Consider the following 16332-nt stretch of genomic DNA (forward strand, 5'->3'; position numbering starts at 1 on the left):
TTAAGCAGGGAAGCCCGGCGCCACAGAACCTATTTGCGGCCTGCGGAAGATCATTTTGATCTGTGCAGGCCGTGTTATTGACGTCATCAGATTTTTAGGACAGGAAGAGTATTTTGACTACTGAAACTCATACTCTGAAAATTGAAGAGATTTTAGAGCTGCTGCCGCACCGCTATCCGTTTCTATTGGTAGACCGCGTGCTGGAATTTGAAGAGCACAAATACCTGCGTGCAGTGAAGAACGTTTCTGTTAATGAACCGTTTTTCCAGGGGCACTTCCCTGGTAAACCGATTTTTCCTGGCGTTCTGATACTGGAAGCGATGGCGCAGGCCACCGGTATTCTGGCGTTTAAAAGCGTAGGTAAACTGGAACCAGGTGAACTCTATTACTTTGCCGGTATCGACAGTGCCCGTTTCAAGCGCCCTGTGGTACCAGGCGATCAGATGATCATGGAAGTCACTTTCGAGAAAACCCGCCGTGGTCTGACCCGCTTTAAAGGCGTGGCGACTGTCGATGGTAAAATCGTTTGTGAAGCGACCATGATGTGTGCCCGTAGCCGGGAGGCATAATTCGTGATTGATCCAACCGCCACTATCCATCCCAGTTCAGTCATCGAAGAGGGCGCTGTTATTGGCGCCCGCGTTCACATTGGCCCTTTTTGCTTTATTGGCGCGAATGTGGAGATCGGTGAAGGGACGGTACTGAAGTCACACGTTGTGGTTAATGGCCACACGCGCATCGGTAAAGATAATCAGATCTATCAGTTCGCCTCGATTGGTGAAGTGAATCAGGATCTGAAATATGCCGGTGAGCCAACGCGGGTTGAGATCGGCGATCGCAACCGCATCCGTGAAAGCGTGACGATTCATCGCGGCACCACGCAGGGGGGCCATGTCACCACCGTGGGCAGCGATAATCTGCTGATGGTAAATGTCCATATTGCGCATGACTGCGTGATTGGCAACCGCTGTATCTTCGCTAACAACGCCACCCTGGGTGGTCACGTGACGGTCGATGATTTCGCCATTATTGGCGGCATGACAGCGGTACATCAGTGGTGCATCATCGGTGCTCACGTGATGGTAGGTGGCTGTTCCGGCGTGGCGCAGGATGTGCCGCCTTACGTTATTGCGCAGGGCAACCACGCGACGCCGTTCGGAATCAATATTGAAGGTCTTAAGCGCCGTGGCTTCAGCAAAGAGTCGTTGCACGCCATTCGCAACGCCTACAAGCTGCTCTACCGCAGCGGCAGAACGCTGGAAGAAGTGAAGCCGGAGATTGAAGCCATCGCGCAGCAGCACAGCGAAGTGCAGCCTTTCTACGACTTCTTCACCCGTTCAACCCGTGGATTAATTCGTTAATCCATGTCAGCGCGTCCTTTAACGATTGCCCTGGTCGCCGGAGAAACCTCCGGCGATATTCTTGGTGCGGGTCTCATTCGTGCCCTGAAAGCCCGTCATCCTGATGCACGCTTTGTCGGCGTGGCGGGCCCACTGATGCAGGCTGAAGGGTGCGAAGCCTGGTATGAGATGGAAGAGCTGGCGGTGATGGGCATTGTCGAGGTGCTGGGTCGCCTGCGACGTCTGCTGACAATCCGCCGCGATCTCACCCGGCGCTTTACCGGACTCAGACCCGATGTCTTTGTCGGCATTGATGCGCCCGATTTCAATATCACGCTGGAAGGCAATCTCAAACGCACGGGCATTCGCACGATCCACTATGTCAGCCCTTCGGTGTGGGCATGGCGGCAAAAGCGCGTGTTTAAGATTGGTCGTAATACCGATCTGGTACTGGCCTTCCTGCCGTTTGAAAAAGCTTTCTACGATCGCTATAACGTTCCCTGTCGCTTTATCGGCCACACCATGGCGGATGCCATGCCGCTGCAACCCGACAAACTGGCTGCGCGCCGTCATCTCGGTATTGCCGATGATGCACTGTGTCTGGCCCTGCTGCCCGGCAGCCGTGGTGCGGAAGTGGAAATGCTCAGCGCTGATTTCCTGAAAACAGCTCAACTGTTGCGTCGTCACTATCCGGCGCTGGAAATCGTGGTGCCGCTGGTTAATGCCCGTCGTCGCGAACAGTTTGAGAAAATCAAAGCCGACGTCGCTCCCGAACTGCCGATGCATCTGCTGGATGGTCAGGGACGTGAAGCGATGATTGCGAGTGATGCCGCACTCCTGGCGTCAGGTACTGCCGCACTGGAGTGCATGCTGGCAAAATGCCCTATGGTCGTCGGTTATCGAATGAAGCCGGCCACGTTCTGGCTGGCGAAACGGCTGGTAAAAACGCCTTACGTCTCGCTGCCAAATTTGCTGGCCGGGCGTGAGCTGGTCAAAGAGTTACTGCAGGATGAGTGTCAGCCAGAAGCCCTGGCCGCGGCCTTAGATCCGCTGCTGCATGCCGGGCCTGAGCGCGAAACCCTGCTGCAGACGTTTCATGAATTACATCAACAGATCCGCTGGAACGCCGATGAGCAGGCAGCGGATGCGGTACTGGAGCTGGTGAATGCCTGATTTTATCTATCCTGTCGCCAGGCTGATTGCCGGTGTGGACGAAGTGGGGCGCGGTCCGCTGGTCGGCGCGGTCGTCACTGCTGCAGTCATCCTCGACCCGGCTAATCCGATTTCCGGCCTGGCTGATTCCAAAAAACTGTCGGAAAAGCGCCGCCTGTCGTTGTATGACGAAATTAAAGAGAAGGCGCTGGCCTGGAGTCTGGGACGTGCAGAGCCGGAAGAGATCGACCAGCTCAACATCCTGCATGCCACCATGCTGGCGATGCAGCGCGCGGTCGCTGGCCTGAGTATCCAGCCCGACTATGTACTGATTGATGGTAATCGTTGCCCGGCGCTGCCCATGCCTTCACAGGCTGTCGTCAAAGGGGATAGCCTGGTGGCCGAAATCAGTGCAGCCTCCATCATCGCCAAAGTATCGCGCGATCGCGAGATGGCCGAGCTGGATCTGCTTTTCCCGCAGTATGGCTTTGCGCAGCACAAAGGTTATCCGACGGCGCTGCATATGGAAAAACTGACGCAGTATGGCGCCACGCCGCACCACCGTCGCAGTTTTGCGCCTGTACGCAACGCGCTGCTCGACGCTGAAGTACTGGCTGCCCGCCAGACCCTTACGCTTTAATAGCCTGACGCTGTTTTAACCGGAAACTGATATGGCTGAACCCCGTTTTATACATCTGCGTGTCCACAGTGACTATTCGATGGTTGATGGCCTGGCGAAAACCGGGCCATTGATCAAGAAGGCAGCTGCCCTTGGCATGCCTGCTATCGCAATTACCGACTTCACTAACCTTTGTGGGCTGGTGAAATTTTACGGTGGCGCACACAGCGCAGGGATAAAGCCGGTCATTGGTGCCGATTTCAACGTTGCCAGCGAGTTGATGGGGGATGAGCTGACCCAACTTACCGTGCTGGCTTCAAGTAATACCGGCTATCAGAATCTGACGCTGCTGATCTCCCGCGCCTATCAGCGTGGTTATGGCGTGGATGGACCGATCATCGATCGCGACTGGCTGATCGAGTTGCAGGAAGGATTAATTCTGCTGTCGGGCGGACGGCGTGGCGATGTGGGCCGCAGCCTGCTGCGTGGCAATAACGCCCTGGTGTCGCAGTGTCTGTCGTTTTACCAGCAGCATTTCCCCGATCGCTACTATCTGGAGCTGATCCGCACCGGTCGTCAGGACGAAGAGAGCTATCTGCATGCCGCCGTTGAGCTGGCCATTGCCGAGGGCATCCCGGTCGTCGCCACCAATGAAGTCTGCTTTATCAACGCAGAAGATTTCGACGCGCACGAAATTCGCGTTGCGATTCACGACGGCTATACGCTGGATGATCCCAAGCGTCCGCGCAACTACAGTCCTCAGCAATATATGCGCAGCGAAGAAGAGATGTGCGAGCTGTTCTCGGACATCCCGGAAGCGCTGGAAAACAGCGTAGAGATTGCTAAGCGTTGTAACGTCACGGTCCGGCTCGGCGAGTACTTCCTGCCGCAGTTCCCGACCGGCGACATGACCACTGAAGATTATCTGGTGGTGAAATCCCGTGAGGGACTGGAAGAGCGTCTGGTGTTCCTGTTCCCGGACGAGGCTGAGCGCGCGGAAAAACGCCCGGAATATGATGAGCGTCTGGAAATTGAACTCAACGTTATCAACCAGATGGGATTCCCGGGCTACTTCCTGATCGTAATGGAGTTCATCCAGTGGTCCAAGGATAACGGCGTGCCGGTCGGACCGGGGCGTGGTTCGGGTGCGGGTTCGCTGGTGGCCTATGCGTTGAAAATCACCGATATCGATCCGCTGGAATTTGACCTGCTGTTCGAACGCTTCCTGAACCCTGAACGTGTCTCAATGCCCGACTTCGACGTCGACTTCTGCATGGAGAAGCGCGATCAGGTGATCGAACATGTCGCCGATATGTACGGACGTGAAGCGGTTTCACAGATCATTACCTTCGGCACCATGGCAGCGAAAGCGGTTATCCGCGATGTGGGCCGCGTGCTGGGTCATCCTTACGGCTTCGTTGACCGTATTTCAAAACTGATCCCGCCCGATCCCGGCATGACGCTGGAAAAAGCGTTTATTGCTGAACCACAACTTCCTGCGATGTATGACGCAGATGAAGAGGTGAAAGCGCTCATCGACATGGCGCGCAAGCTGGAAGGGGTGACGCGTAACGCCGGTAAGCATGCGGGTGGCGTGGTCATTGCGCCAACGAAGATCACCGATTTTGCGCCGCTCTATTGCGATGAGCACGGCCAGTTCCCGGTCACCCAGTTCGATAAAAATGATGTGGAATATGCCGGACTGGTGAAGTTCGACTTCCTGGGGCTGCGTACGCTGACCATCATCGACTGGGCGCTGAAGATGATCAACCCGCGCCGGGAAAAAGAGGGACTCGAGCCGATCGATATCGCCGCGATCCCACTGGATGATAAGAAAAGCTTCGATATGCTGCAGCGCTCGGAAACCACCGCAGTGTTCCAGCTTGAATCGCGCGGCATGAAAGATCTGATTAAGCGTCTTAAGCCCGACTGCTTCGAAGATATGATCGCACTGGTGGCGCTGTTCCGTCCTGGTCCTCTGCAGTCCGGCATGGTAGACAACTTCATTGACCGTAAGCATGGCCGGGAAGCGATCTCCTATCCCGACATCCAGTGGCAGCATGAAAGCCTGAAGCCAGTACTGGAGCCAACGTACGGCATCATCCTCTATCAGGAACAGGTGATGCAGATCGCCCAGGTCCTGTCCGGTTACACCCTGGGCGGTGCAGATATGCTGCGTCGCGCCATGGGTAAAAAGAAACCTGAGGAGATGGCTAAACAGCGTTCAGTCTTCCGCGACGGTGCCGAAAGCATGGGCATCGACGGCGAACTGTCGATGAAGATCTTCGATCTGGTGGAAAAATTTGCAGGGTATGGCTTTAACAAGTCACACTCTGCGGCCTACGCACTGGTCTCCTATCAGACGCTGTGGCTGAAAGCGCACTATCCGGCTGAGTTTATGGCGGCGGTTATGACCGCCGATATGGATAACACCGAGAAAGTAGTCGGCCTGGTCGATGAGTGCTGGCGGATGGGGTTGAAAGTCCTGCCGCCCGATATTAACTCCGGTCTCTATCCGTTCCATGTTAACGAAGCGGGCGAGATCGTGTACGGCATAGGCGCGATCAAAGGCGTGGGCGAAGGTCCGATCGAAGCGATCATCGACGCCCGTAACGAAGGCGGCTATTTCCGCGAGCTGTTTGATCTCTGCGCCCGTACCGATACCAAAAAGATCAACCGTCGGGTGATGGAGAAACTGATTATGTCCGGGGCCTTTGATCGCCTCGGACCGCATCGCGCGGCGCTGATGAGTGCACTCAGCGACGCGCTGAAAGCGGCCGATCAACACGCGAAAGCGGAAGCGATTGGTCAGGCAGATATGTTTGGCGTACTGGCAGAAGAGCCGGAGCAGGTTGAGAAATCGTACGCCAGCGTCACACCCTGGCCTGAGCAGGTGCAGCTGGATGGTGAACGGGAAACGCTGGGCTTGTACCTGACCGGCCACCCGATTAATCAGTATCTGAAAGAAATTGAGCGTTACGTTGGCGGGGTGCGGCTGAAAGATATGCATCCTACCGATCGGGGTAAAATTACCGTGGCGGCCGGTCTGGTGATCGCCGCGCGGGTAATGGTGACCAAACGCGGCAACCGAATTGGTATCTGTACTCTGGACGATCGCTCCGGTCGTCTTGAGGTGATGTTATTTACCGATGCGTTAGATAAATACCAGCAGTTGCTGGAGAAAGACCGAATCCTGATCGTCAGCGGACAGGTCAGCTTTGATGACTTCAGTGGTGGGCTTAAAATGACCGCGCGTGAAGTCATGGACATCGACGAAGCTCGCGAAAAATACGCGCGCGGACTTGCTATCTCGCTGACGGACAGGCAAATTGATGACCAGCTATTAAACCGACTCCGTCAGTCCCTGGAACCCCATCGATCAGGGACTATTCCGGTGCATCTCTACTATCAGAGAGCCGACGCGCGAGCGAAGCTGCGCTTTGGTGCAGCGTGGCGAATTTCGCCCAGCGATCGTTTACTTAACGATCTGCGCTCGTTGATTGGATCGGAGCAGGTGGAACTGGAGTTTGACTAGAACAGGAACATTATGAGTCTTAATTACCTGGATTTTGAACAGCCAATTGCAGAACTGGAAGCGAAGATTGATTCGCTGACCTCGATTGGTCGTCAGGATGATAAACACGTTAATCTGGATGAAGAAGTTCAGCGTCTGCGTGAGAAAAGCGTTGAGCTGACCCGTAAAATCTTCGCCGATTTGGGCGCATGGCAAATTGCCCAACTGGCACGCCATCCTTTACGTCCTTACACCTTTGACTACGTTCGCAACGCCTTCGACGATTTCGATGAGCTGGCGGGCGACCGTGCTTATGCGGACGACAAAGCGATTGTCGGCGGGATTGCGCGTCTTGATGGACGTCCGGTGATGATCATCGGGCACCAGAAAGGCCGTGAAACCAAAGAGAAGATTCGCCGTAACTTCGGCATGCCCGCACCGGAAGGCTACCGCAAAGCGCTGCGCCTGATGGAGATGGCTGAACGTTTCAAAATGCCAATCATCACCTTCATCGACACACCGGGTGCTTATCCGGGCGTGGGCGCGGAAGAGCGTGGGCAGTCTGAAGCGATTGCCCGCAACCTGCGTGAAATGTCTGGTCTGAAAGTACCCGTGATCTGTACGGTCATCGGTGAAGGCGGTTCAGGTGGCGCGCTGGCAATTGGCGTGGGCGATAAAGTGAATATGCTGCAGTACAGCACTTATTCAGTGATCTCGCCGGAAGGCTGTGCTTCCATTCTGTGGAAAAGCGCTGACAAAGCACCGCTTGCCGCCGAAGCGATGGGCATTACTGCACACCGTCTGAAAGAGCTGAAGCTGATTGACTCCGTCATCCCTGAACCGCTGGGTGGCGCGCATCGTCGTCCGGTGGATATGGCGCAGTCACTCAAGCAGCAGCTGCTGGCTGACCTGGCCGACCTCGATGGATTAACCACCGAGGAGCTGCTGGATCGTCGTTATCAGCGTCTGATGAGCTATGGCTACGCCTGATTTTAGCCCATCAATAAAAGCGGACTTCGGTCCGCTTTTTTTATGCCGCCAGTTCAGCCCCCGCACGCGGTCTGACGCCTTTCAGCCTCATCTGATCGTCCCCTTGCTACACCTTCCCTGAGTTAGCGGTTATGCTTGTCCGGTTCCACAACAATCAGGGAGAGGGGCATTGAATATTCTGGCGATCATGGGCGCGCACGGCGTGTTTTATAAAGATGAACCGTTACGCGAACTCGACGCGGCGTTAAATCTGCAAGGCTTCCAGCTGCTTTACCCGAAAAACAGTGATGATCTGCTGAAGCTGATTGAACACAATCCGCGTATCAGCGGCGTCATCTTCGACTGGGATGCACACAACAGTCCTGAACTGTGTGGTGAGATTAATCAGCTCAACGAATACCTGCCGCTGTACGCCTTTATTAATACCCACTCACAGATGGACATCAGCATCAATGAGATGCGCATGCCGCTGCACTTTTTTGAATATGCGCTGAATGCCGCCGACGATATCGCGCTGCATATCCGGCAGTATACCGATGACTATCTCGACCACATTACGCCGCCGCTGACCAAAGCATTGTTCACCTATGTGAAAGAGGGCAAGTACACCTTCTGCACACCGGGCCATATGGCGGGCACCGCATTTCAGAAGAGCCCGGTAGGCTGCCTGTTCTACGATTTCTTCGGGGCCAATACGCTGAAGTCGGACATCTCCATTTCAGTGACCGAGCTGGGTTCGCTGCTGGATCACACCGGCCCGCACCTTGAAGCGGAAGAGTACATCGCACGCACGTTTGGCGCCGAGCAGAGTTATATGGTGACCAATGGCACCTCAACGTCGAACAAAATTGTCGGCATGTATGCGGCCCCGGCGGGCAGCACCGTATTGATCGATCGCAACTGCCACAAGTCTCTGACTCATCTGCTGATGATGAGCGATCTGGTCCCGATCTGGCTGAAGCCGACCCGCAATGCGCTGGGGATTCTCGGCGGTATCCCGAAGCACGAGTTCACCCGTGAGAGCATTACGCAGAAGGTCGCGACCACCGATCGCGCTACCTGGCCGGTGCATGCGGTGATCACCAACTCCACTTACGATGGGCTGCTCTACAATACCCAGTTCATTAAAGAGACGCTGGATGTGCCGTCAATTCATTTCGATTCAGCCTGGGTGCCTTACACCAATTTCCATCCGATTTATGCCGGTAAAAGCGGCATGAGTGGCGATCGTATTCCGGGCAAGGTGATATACGAGACGCAATCGACCCACAAACTGCTGGCGGCGTTCTCGCAGGCCTCCATGATTCACATTAAAGGCGACTACGACGAACAGACGTTTAACGAAGCCTACATGATGCACACCACCACCTCGCCCAATTACGCTATTGTCTCCTCAATTGAAACTGCCGCCGCCATGCTGCGCGGTAACCCCGGTAAGCGGTTAATCAATCGCTCGGTGGAACGCGCGCTGCACTTCCGTCGGGAAATCCAGCGCCTGCGCGAAGAGTCTGACAGCTGGTTCTTCGATATCTGGCAGCCGGAACAGATTGATGAAGCGCAATGCTGGGCGATCCAGCCCGGCGACGAAGAGTGGCACGGATTTACGCAGGCCGATCGTGACCACATGTACCTCGATCCGATCAAGGTCACCATTCTGACGCCAGGTATGAGCGAGCTGGGTGAGATGGCGGAAGAGGGGATCCCGGCCGCGCTGGTAGCGAAGTTTCTCGATGAGCGCGGCATTGTAGTGGAGAAGACCGGCCCCTATAACCTGCTGTTCCTGTTCAGTATCGGCATCGACAAAACCAAAGCGATGAGCGTGCTGCGCGGTCTGACCGAGTTTAAACGCGCCTACGATCTCAATCTGCGGGTGAAAAATATGCTGCCGGATCTCTACGCTGAAGATCCCGACTTTTATCGAAATATGCGTATCCAGACGCTGGCGCAGGGGATCCATCAGCTGATCCGCCATCACGATCTGCCGCGTCTGATGCTGCAGGCATTTGATGTGCTGCCCGAAATGAAAATGACGCCGCATCAGGCGTTTCAGCAGCAGGTGAAGGGCAATATCGAAACGGTGGATCTCAGTGAACTGGTCGGGCGGGTGTCGGCCAACATGATTCTGCCTTATCCGCCAGGCGTTCCACTGGTGATGCCGGGCGAGATGATTACGGAGAAGAGCCGTGCTGTGCTCGACTTCCTGCTAATGCTGTGCAGCATTGGCCGGCATTATCCCGGCTTCGAAACCGATATTCACGGTGCCAGCCTGACGGAAGAGGGCGAGTACCGCGTTCGCGTGCTAAAAAACGATCCCGCGTAAACCCTTAAACCACTCACAGCGGCAGGCGGTCTGCGGGCAGCCTGCCTGAATCAGGACATTCACTATGTTGCAGTTAACCGCTATTCACCACATCGCCATCATCGCGTCCGACTATCAGCGCAGCAAAGCGTTCTATTGTGACGTGCTGGGCTTTCGCCTGATGGGCGAAGTTTACCGCGAGGCGCGCGACTCCTGGAAAGGCGACCTGGCCTTACAGGATCGCTATACCATTGAGCTGTTCTCTTTCCCTGAGCCGCCGGCGCGGGTCAGTCATCCCGAAGCATGTGGCCTGCGCCACCTGGCCTTTACCGTGCCGGATGTGGTCGCTGCTGTCGCCACGCTGGCCGATAAAGGTGTTATCTGCGAGCCGATTCGCATTGATGAACTGACCGGTAAACAGTGTACGTTCTTTACGGATCCGGATGGTTTGCCGCTGGAGCTTTATCAGGCGTAAAATAGCGCGTTCAGCGGGCGACATTCAGTGGCCCGATTTTTCGGATGCCGCTATGTCTTTGCCCGCTTTTGACGCTCTGTTGCAACCTGATGCCGCGCTGGTAGTCGCATTCAGCGGCGGACTCGATTCAACGGTGCTGCTGCATCAGCTTCACGGCTGGCAGCAGCAGCATCCTCAGTCGCGCCTGCGGGCGTTGCATGTGCATCACGGTCTTAGCCCGAATGCCGATGCATGGGCCGCCCATTGCCAGACGATATGCGAACAGTTGCAGCTGACATGTGACGTGCTGCGCGTGACGGTGGATGACAGGGAAACCGGGATTGAAGCAGCCGCCCGCACCGCCCGTTATCAGGCGCTGAGCGCCGCGCTCAAGCCGGGCGAGATATTACTTACCGCGCAGCACCTCGACGATCAGTGTGAAACCTTTCTGCTGGCGCTGAAGCGCGGCAGTGGTCCCGCCGGGCTGGCTGCGATGCCATCATCGCGCATGCTGGGTTCCCATCAGCTGGTGCGTCCGCTGCTGAATCAGTCGCGAAAGTCGCTGGAAGCTTACGCCGACGTACATCAGCTGGTGTGGATAGATGATGAAAGCAATCAGGATCTTCGCTACGATCGTAACTTCTTACGCCAGCGGCTGCTGCCTGAGCTTTATCAGCGCTGGCCCCATTTTGCCGAGGCAACGGCCCGAAGTGCGGCATTGTGCAGTGAACAGGAGCAGTTGCTGGATGAACTGCTCGCCGGGCAACTGGCCGAGCTGATCCAGCCTGACGGCAGCCTCTACTTTCCACCTTTAATGAACATGAGCGCGCTGCGTGCTAACGCGTTATTGCGCCGCTGGATCGCCGGACAGGGTGGGGCGATGCCATCCCGTGATGCGCTGAAGCGTATTTGCGATGAAGTGATGGTAAGCCGGGAAGATGCACAGCCCCGGCTACGCTTCGGTCAGGCTGAATTGCGTCGGTACCGTCAGCAACTCTACTGGCTGCCGTTATTCCCGTCACTGCGAGACACTGAGCTGGCATGGCCCGATATTCGCCAGCCGCTGGATTTACCACAGAATCTCGGCACGCTGCGAGCCAGCCAGTCACAAAGCCTGTTACGCTATCCTCAGCCGGATGAGCAGATCAGCGTGCGGTTCCATGCGCAGGGTCACGTTCATGTGGTGGGTCGCAATGGCGGAAGAGAAATGAAAAAGCTTTGGCAGGAGTTACAGATACCGCCGTGGCAGCGAGAACGGCTGCCGTTAATTTTTTACAACCAGGCGCTGGTCTGTCTACCGAATCTCTTTGTCACCCATGCTGGCGCGGCCAGTGATCAGCAGGGCTGGCAGATAGTCTGGGACATGACACCTGCGCAGGAGAGCAATAACAATGAAGCAATGGCTTATCGCCTGTTTAGTGGCCGCCGTGTTACCGGCATGGGCGGCGGGTGATGCGCACCGCGGCGCAGAAAAAGCGGCCAGTTGCATGGCGTGTCATGGCGCAGCGGGCAAAGCGGCGGTGCCGCTCTACCCAAACCTGGCCGGACAACACGCCCCTTATCTGGAGCATGCGCTGCAGGCCTACAAAAAGGGTGAGCGCAGCGGGGGTCAGGCTGAGGTCATGAAGGCGTTTGTGGCGGGATTAAGCGATAGCGATATGGCGGATCTGGCGGCGTACTACAGTTCGTTACAGCCCTGATGTTTAAACGGGCGGGAAGGTCCCGCCCGGAATGCGTGGATTACTCTGCGCTGACCACGACCGTACCCAGTTCGGGATGGGTAAAGCTGGCGATATGATCGAGACGTAATTCGCGATGCTCACCGGAAAGATCGATAGCCAGATATTCCACATTCTTGCGTGAAAAGATCTCTTTAGCCTTTGCCTTGAGCTGCTCGCCATCTTTCATTTCCAGCGACAGCATCCAGTGGTTCTGGCAGGCGAGCTCCAGATTATCGTAATCATCGCAATTGATAGGTTGGTACGCTTCATTTATCAACATAGTCGCTCACCAATAAGTTAGCAGCGGCGTAAGCCGCCTGTTCCCTGACAGAAGAGTTTAGCTCAGTATTTGCGGCAATATCATTAAGTGCCTTTAATGCGCAGCCAATCGCATCCGGTATGTAACCTAAATCCCCGCTGCCGATTTCGGCATATTTCCGGCGAACTAACTCACAATAATTTTGCACGTGGCCCTCCTCAGCAGAGCGTAAATACTCTGGTTAACTGGCGACTATATCATAGCCATTTGGAGGAAATCAGCCTGTGTAAAGCAGGATCAGTGCGCGAATCACTGCTAAAGTGACAGATTCCGCTGTCTCAGGCGGACTGAATCAGAGCACAAAAGGTTAAATTGATGAACAGGTTATCGGAGGTCAACGTGATTAAGGTATGGGGAGAGCGCTAATGATTATGCTATCCCGTTCGGTTGAGATTCCGGAGAGTGAGATCGAGCTGACGGCGATTCGTGCCCAGGGTGCAGGCGGACAACATGTCAACAAAGCCAGCACCGCCATTCATCTGCGTTTCGATATTGCGGCCTCTTCACTGCCTGCGTTTTATAAAGAGCGACTGCTCACCGCCAGCCATCATCTGATTACCGGTGATGGCGTCGTGGTGATTAAGGCGCAGGAGTATCGTAGTCAGGAGATGAATCGTGAAGCGGCGCTGCAACGTCTGGTCAATCTGATCCAGGAGCTGAGCACCGTCGAAAAAGCCCGGCGCGCCACGCGTCCGACACGCGCCTCGAAAGAACGTCGTCTGGAAGGAAAAGCGCGACGCAGTTCGACTAAATCGATGCGCGGCAAGGTGCAATAAAAAACGCCCCGCAGGCGGGGCGTTTGAGTACTTATAACTTCAGGGGCGAGCCTTGAAGAGATTCCGAGCTTTCTCAGGGAACCGGGTCAGACCGGAAAGTCGCTAAAGCCATCCATGGCCGCTTTCCTCTTCTGACCCGGTTCCTTTCACGTTGAACTCATCAGTTGCGGCCAGATTCAGCCCGCTTTGACTAACGCTAAGAACTTACTTATTCAGAGCCTTCAGCAGGAAATCAACGATTTCATCCTGCTTAATCATCTGCTTCTCACCGGCACGACGTGATTTATATTCAATCTCCTGATTGTCGAGATTGCGGTCGCCGATGACGATGGTGTGCGGCACACCGATCAGTTCCATATCTGCGAACATCACGCCCGGACGCTCTTTACGGTCATCCAGAATAACCTCAACGCCCCTGGCTCGCAGGGTGGCATACAGCTCTTCCGCCAGCTCTTTAACGCGGAACGATTTCTGCATATTCATCGGCAGAATTGCCACTTCGAACGGTGCCAGTGCGGCTGGCCAGATGATGCCGCGATCGTCATGGTTCTGCTCAATGGCTGCGGCAACCACGCGAGTGATGCCGATGCCATAGCAGCCCATGCTCATCACCTGATTACGGCCATCTTCACCCTGAACGGAGGCTTTCAGCGCGTCAGAATACTTGGTGCCGAGCTGGAAGATGTGACCCACTTCGATGCCGCGTTTGATCTGCAGCGTACCTTTGCCATCCGGGCTTAAATCGCCTTCGACCACGTTACGGATATCTGCAACGCTGGCCAGCGGCAGATCGCGCTCCCAGTTAATGCCGAAGTAGTGTTTACCATCGACGTTGGCACCGGCGCTGAAGTCGCTCATCTTCGCCACGGTACGGTCAGCAATGATCGGCATCTGCAGACCAACCGGGCCGATTGAACCCGGTCCGGCACCCACTGCGGCGCGAATCTCTTCTTCGGTCGCGAACACCAGCGGTGACGCAACGATCTCTGACTTCTCCGCTTTGATCTCATTAAGCTGATGATCGCCGCGTACCAGCAGGGCAACCAGCGCGTGGCCGCTCTCTTCGGCACCTTTAACAATCAGCGTTTTCACTGTTTTTTCAACAGGCACACTGAATTGCTCAACCAGCTCGACGATGGTTTTTGCGTCTGGCGTCTCAACCAGCTGCATCTCCTGCGATGGCGCGGCACGTTCACCCGCGGGGGCAACGGCTTCGGCCAGCTCAATGTTGGCGGCGTAATCAGAATCGGTAGAGAAGATCACATCATCTTCACCGCTCTGCGCCAGTACCTGGAACTCATGTGATGCGCTGCCGCCGATAGAGCCAGTGTCGGCCTGCACGGCACGGAAATCCAGGCCCATACGGCTGAAAATCTGGCTATAAGCGCGGTACATCGCGTCATAGGTTTCCTGCAGCGATTCCTGCGACGTATGGAATGAGTAAGCATCTTTCATGATGAACTCGCGTGAACGCATCACGCCAAAGCGCGGACGGACTTCATCACGGAATTTGGTCTGAATCTGATAGAGGTTGAGTGGCAGTTGCTTATAAGAGCTCAGCTCATTGCGGATCAGGTCAGTGACCACCTCTTCATGCGTCGGACCCAGCACGAACGGACGTTCGTGGCGATCGGCAATACGTAACAGTTCCGGGCCATACTCCTCCCAGCGACCGCTCTCCTGCCACAGGTCGGCGGGCTGCACAACCGGCATTAAAATCTCAACCGCGCCCGCGTTGTTCATCTCTTCACGCACGATGTTTTCGACTTTCTTCAGCACGCGAACCCCGGTCGGTAACCAGGTGTACAAGCCAGAAGCCAGTTTGCGGATCATACCGGCGCGCAGCATCAGCTGGTGGCTGATCACTTCAGCGTCGGAAGGCGTCTCTTTCTGAGTAGAGAGCAGATATTGAGTAGTACGCATTGATTACGGTTCCAGTTGATCGGAAAGTCACAGACAGAATTTTGCTGGCGGCTAGTGTACCAGTGAGATCACCGGCTCAAAAGCGGGTTTTAACGCGGGTCGATCGCGATTACTTCAGTACCGGCATCATCAATGCGCCAGCGTACATTAAAATCCATCAGCCAGGCCGCATATTCCCGCGCCTGCGTTTCGCTCTGTCGGTAAGCGGGACGAGGATCCTGTGCCAGCACTTCGCTGATAAAACGTGCCAGATTGGGGTAGCGCGACTGCTGCTGAAGCTGCTGCTGGGCCAAAGCGGAGAAGCGAACCGGCATATCAGCGGCAGGTGCCGCCTGAGCAAAACCTGCCTGTGCATGAGGCAGCGCTTCGGCAAAGGGCAGATAAGGTTTGATATCGACCACCGGCGTGCCATCGACCAGATCCAGACTGCCAAGCTGCAGGATCACCTGCTGTTTTTCAATCCTGATACCTTTTAGCTCAACCAGCGACATGCCAATGGGATTGGGACGGAACGTTGAACGTGTCGCAAATACACCCATGCGCGCATTGCCGCCCAGTCGGGGAGGGCGAACCGTAGGACGCCAGCCGCCGGCCATCGTCTGATGGAAGACAAACAGCAACCAGAGATGGCTGAACGCTTCCAGCCCACGCACCGCTTCCGGCTGATTGTAAGGTGGCTGCAGGTGCAGTTCGCCGCCGCCATCCTGCACCAGCCCTGGCTGGCGCGGCACGGCAAACTTCTCCTTCCACGGTGAGCGGATTACCCCAATTTGCGCAAAGGCGAATTCACTCATTGATTGCTGACTTTCAGCGCTGAACCCTGGCAGACGGCCTGACGATAGCAGCCCGGCGTGCCGGTGACGATTTCACACTGATGCAGCAGCACCGCATTGGCTTTCATCTGTGATGCTTTAATCTGCAGACGTTTTCGTGCTGTGGCGATGTTGGCCGGGGAGTTCTGATTACTGATCTGGCAATCTTCAGCGGAGACTTCACCCAGATCGCGGAACGGTTTACTGACCAGATCGGCGGCATCGGTATAGAGCTTAACCGGCGCCGGTCGTACCACAGGTTTGCGGGTCGGTTGGCTGGATTGCTGCGGCCGGGACGGTGCGCTGCTTATCGGGTGATACTCATGAACACACCCTGTCAGCATCAATGCTAACAAGCAGAGCGGTAAAAAACGCATGGCAACATCCTCAGGTTTCAAAAAGTGGCGTTATTG

Annotated in this window: 16 protein-coding genes; 11 read left to right on the plus strand and 5 right to left on the minus strand. The window is 55.7% G+C overall.

Translation table 11 applies throughout. The features are described 5' to 3' along the window. Positions 1–113: 113 nt before the first annotated feature. The 10 genes from fabZ to AC6I8J_RS03765 all read left to right on the plus strand — a co-directional run bounded on the left by fabZ (position 114) and on the right by AC6I8J_RS03765 (position 12068). A complete protein-coding gene (gene fabZ / locus AC6I8J_RS03720) occupies positions 114–569 on the plus strand; it encodes a 3-hydroxyacyl-ACP dehydratase FabZ (protein ID WP_003852639.1) in 456 nt (151 codons plus the stop codon). Between the two features lie 3 nt (positions 570–572). After that, positions 573–1361: an acyl-ACP--UDP-N-acetylglucosamine O-acyltransferase gene (gene lpxA, locus AC6I8J_RS03725; protein WP_013356847.1), complete on the plus strand. Its 789-nt coding sequence runs from the start codon at positions 573–575 to the stop codon at positions 1359–1361. A gap of 3 nt (positions 1362–1364) precedes the next feature. Then, on the plus strand, positions 1365–2513 hold the full coding sequence (lpxB, locus tag AC6I8J_RS03730) for a lipid-A-disaccharide synthase (RefSeq protein WP_497825102.1): 1149 nt from the start codon (positions 1365–1367) through the stop codon (positions 2511–2513). Then, complete coding sequence (gene rnhB, locus AC6I8J_RS03735; protein ID WP_497825103.1) at positions 2506–3132, plus strand: ribonuclease HII; 627 nt, start codon at positions 2506–2508, stop codon at positions 3130–3132. The genes lpxB and rnhB overlap by 8 nt, the downstream gene beginning before the upstream one ends. Before the next feature lie 31 nt (positions 3133–3163). Beyond that, positions 3164–6646 (plus strand): DNA polymerase III subunit alpha, encoded by a 3483-nt coding sequence (gene dnaE, locus AC6I8J_RS03740; protein ID WP_161735500.1) that lies wholly within the window; start codon positions 3164–3166, stop codon positions 6644–6646. 12 nt (positions 6647–6658) lie between these two features. Next, the gene (gene accA, locus AC6I8J_RS03745) at positions 6659–7615 is read left to right on the plus strand and encodes an acetyl-CoA carboxylase carboxyl transferase subunit alpha (protein WP_013356851.1); all 957 of its coding nucleotides are present in this window, start codon (positions 6659–6661) and stop codon (positions 7613–7615) included. A gap of 169 nt (positions 7616–7784) precedes the next feature. Further along, a complete protein-coding gene (locus tag AC6I8J_RS03750; protein WP_161735502.1) occupies positions 7785–9935 on the plus strand; it encodes a lysine decarboxylase LdcC in 2151 nt (716 codons plus the stop codon). 64 nt (positions 9936–9999) lie between these two features. Continuing rightward, the gene (locus AC6I8J_RS03755; protein ID WP_161735504.1) at positions 10000–10389 is read left to right on the plus strand and encodes a VOC family protein; all 390 of its coding nucleotides are present in this window, start codon (positions 10000–10002) and stop codon (positions 10387–10389) included. Between the two features lie 52 nt (positions 10390–10441). Next, positions 10442–11821: a tRNA lysidine(34) synthetase TilS gene (gene tilS, locus AC6I8J_RS03760; RefSeq protein WP_497825104.1), complete on the plus strand. Its 1380-nt coding sequence runs from the start codon at positions 10442–10444 to the stop codon at positions 11819–11821. Further along, a complete protein-coding gene (locus AC6I8J_RS03765; RefSeq protein ID WP_161735506.1) occupies positions 11760–12068 on the plus strand; it encodes a c-type cytochrome in 309 nt (102 codons plus the stop codon). The genes tilS and AC6I8J_RS03765 overlap by 62 nt, the downstream gene beginning before the upstream one ends. Positions 12069–12108: 40 nt before the next feature. On the opposite strand, the gene rof is transcribed toward AC6I8J_RS03765, so the two are convergent. Then, positions 12109–12369, minus strand: coding sequence for a Rho-binding antiterminator (gene rof / locus AC6I8J_RS03770; protein ID WP_150010675.1), 261 nt, complete (start codon positions 12367–12369; stop codon positions 12109–12111). Continuing rightward, entirely contained in the window at positions 12356–12556 is a 201-nt protein-coding gene (locus tag AC6I8J_RS03775; protein WP_003852623.1) for a YaeP family protein, read from the minus strand. Before AC6I8J_RS03775 ends, rof begins: the two co-directional genes overlap by 14 nt. 217 nt (positions 12557–12773) lie before the next feature. On the opposite strand from AC6I8J_RS03775, the gene arfB reads away from it, so the two are divergent. Beyond that, a complete protein-coding gene (arfB, locus tag AC6I8J_RS03780; protein WP_003852622.1) occupies positions 12774–13184 on the plus strand; it encodes an alternative ribosome rescue aminoacyl-tRNA hydrolase ArfB in 411 nt (136 codons plus the stop codon). Between the two features lie 204 nt (positions 13185–13388). Here the strand turns inward: arfB and proS are convergent, their stop codons facing one another. The 3 genes from proS to rcsF form a co-directional block, all read right to left on the minus strand. After that, a complete protein-coding gene (gene proS, locus AC6I8J_RS03785; protein ID WP_161735508.1) occupies positions 13389–15107 on the minus strand; it encodes a proline--tRNA ligase in 1719 nt (572 codons plus the stop codon). 89 nt (positions 15108–15196) lie between these two features. Beyond that, entirely contained in the window at positions 15197–15901 is a 705-nt protein-coding gene (gene tsaA / locus AC6I8J_RS03790; RefSeq protein ID WP_161735510.1) for a tRNA (N6-threonylcarbamoyladenosine(37)-N6)-methyltransferase TrmO, read from the minus strand. Further along, entirely contained in the window at positions 15898–16296 is a 399-nt protein-coding gene (rcsF, locus tag AC6I8J_RS03795) for an envelope stress sensor lipoprotein RcsF (RefSeq protein ID WP_013356860.1), read from the minus strand. Before rcsF ends, tsaA begins: the two co-directional genes overlap by 4 nt. Positions 16297–16332: the final 36 nt, after the last annotated feature.

The sequence above is a fragment of the Pantoea sp. X-Soil-ISGK-355 genome (assembly GCF_059730805.1).

Coding starts and splice junctions, on each gene's coding strand:
- tsaA (WP_161735510.1), bottom strand. CDS start 15,901: ATGAGTGAATTCGCCTTTGCGCAAATTGGGGTAATCCGCTCACCGTGG.
- AC6I8J_RS03755 (WP_161735504.1), top strand. CDS start 10,000: ATGTTGCAGTTAACCGCTATTCACCACATCGCCATCATCGCGTCCGAC.
- rof (WP_150010675.1), bottom strand. CDS start 12,369: ATGTTGATAAATGAAGCGTACCAACCTATCAATTGCGATGATTACGAT.
- AC6I8J_RS03765 (WP_161735506.1), top strand. CDS start 11,760: ATGAAGCAATGGCTTATCGCCTGTTTAGTGGCCGCCGTGTTACCGGCA.
- proS (WP_161735508.1), bottom strand. CDS start 15,107: ATGCGTACTACTCAATATCTGCTCTCTACTCAGAAAGAGACGCCTTCC.
- arfB (WP_003852622.1), top strand. CDS start 12,774: ATGATTATGCTATCCCGTTCGGTTGAGATTCCGGAGAGTGAGATCGAG.
- rnhB (WP_497825103.1), top strand. CDS start 2,506: ATGCCTGATTTTATCTATCCTGTCGCCAGGCTGATTGCCGGTGTGGAC.
- dnaE (WP_161735500.1), top strand. CDS start 3,164: ATGGCTGAACCCCGTTTTATACATCTGCGTGTCCACAGTGACTATTCG.
- tilS (WP_497825104.1), top strand. CDS start 10,442: ATGTCTTTGCCCGCTTTTGACGCTCTGTTGCAACCTGATGCCGCGCTG.
- lpxB (WP_497825102.1), top strand. CDS start 1,365: ATGTCAGCGCGTCCTTTAACGATTGCCCTGGTCGCCGGAGAAACCTCC.
- rcsF (WP_013356860.1), bottom strand. CDS start 16,296: ATGCGTTTTTTACCGCTCTGCTTGTTAGCATTGATGCTGACAGGGTGT.
- accA (WP_013356851.1), top strand. CDS start 6,659: ATGAGTCTTAATTACCTGGATTTTGAACAGCCAATTGCAGAACTGGAA.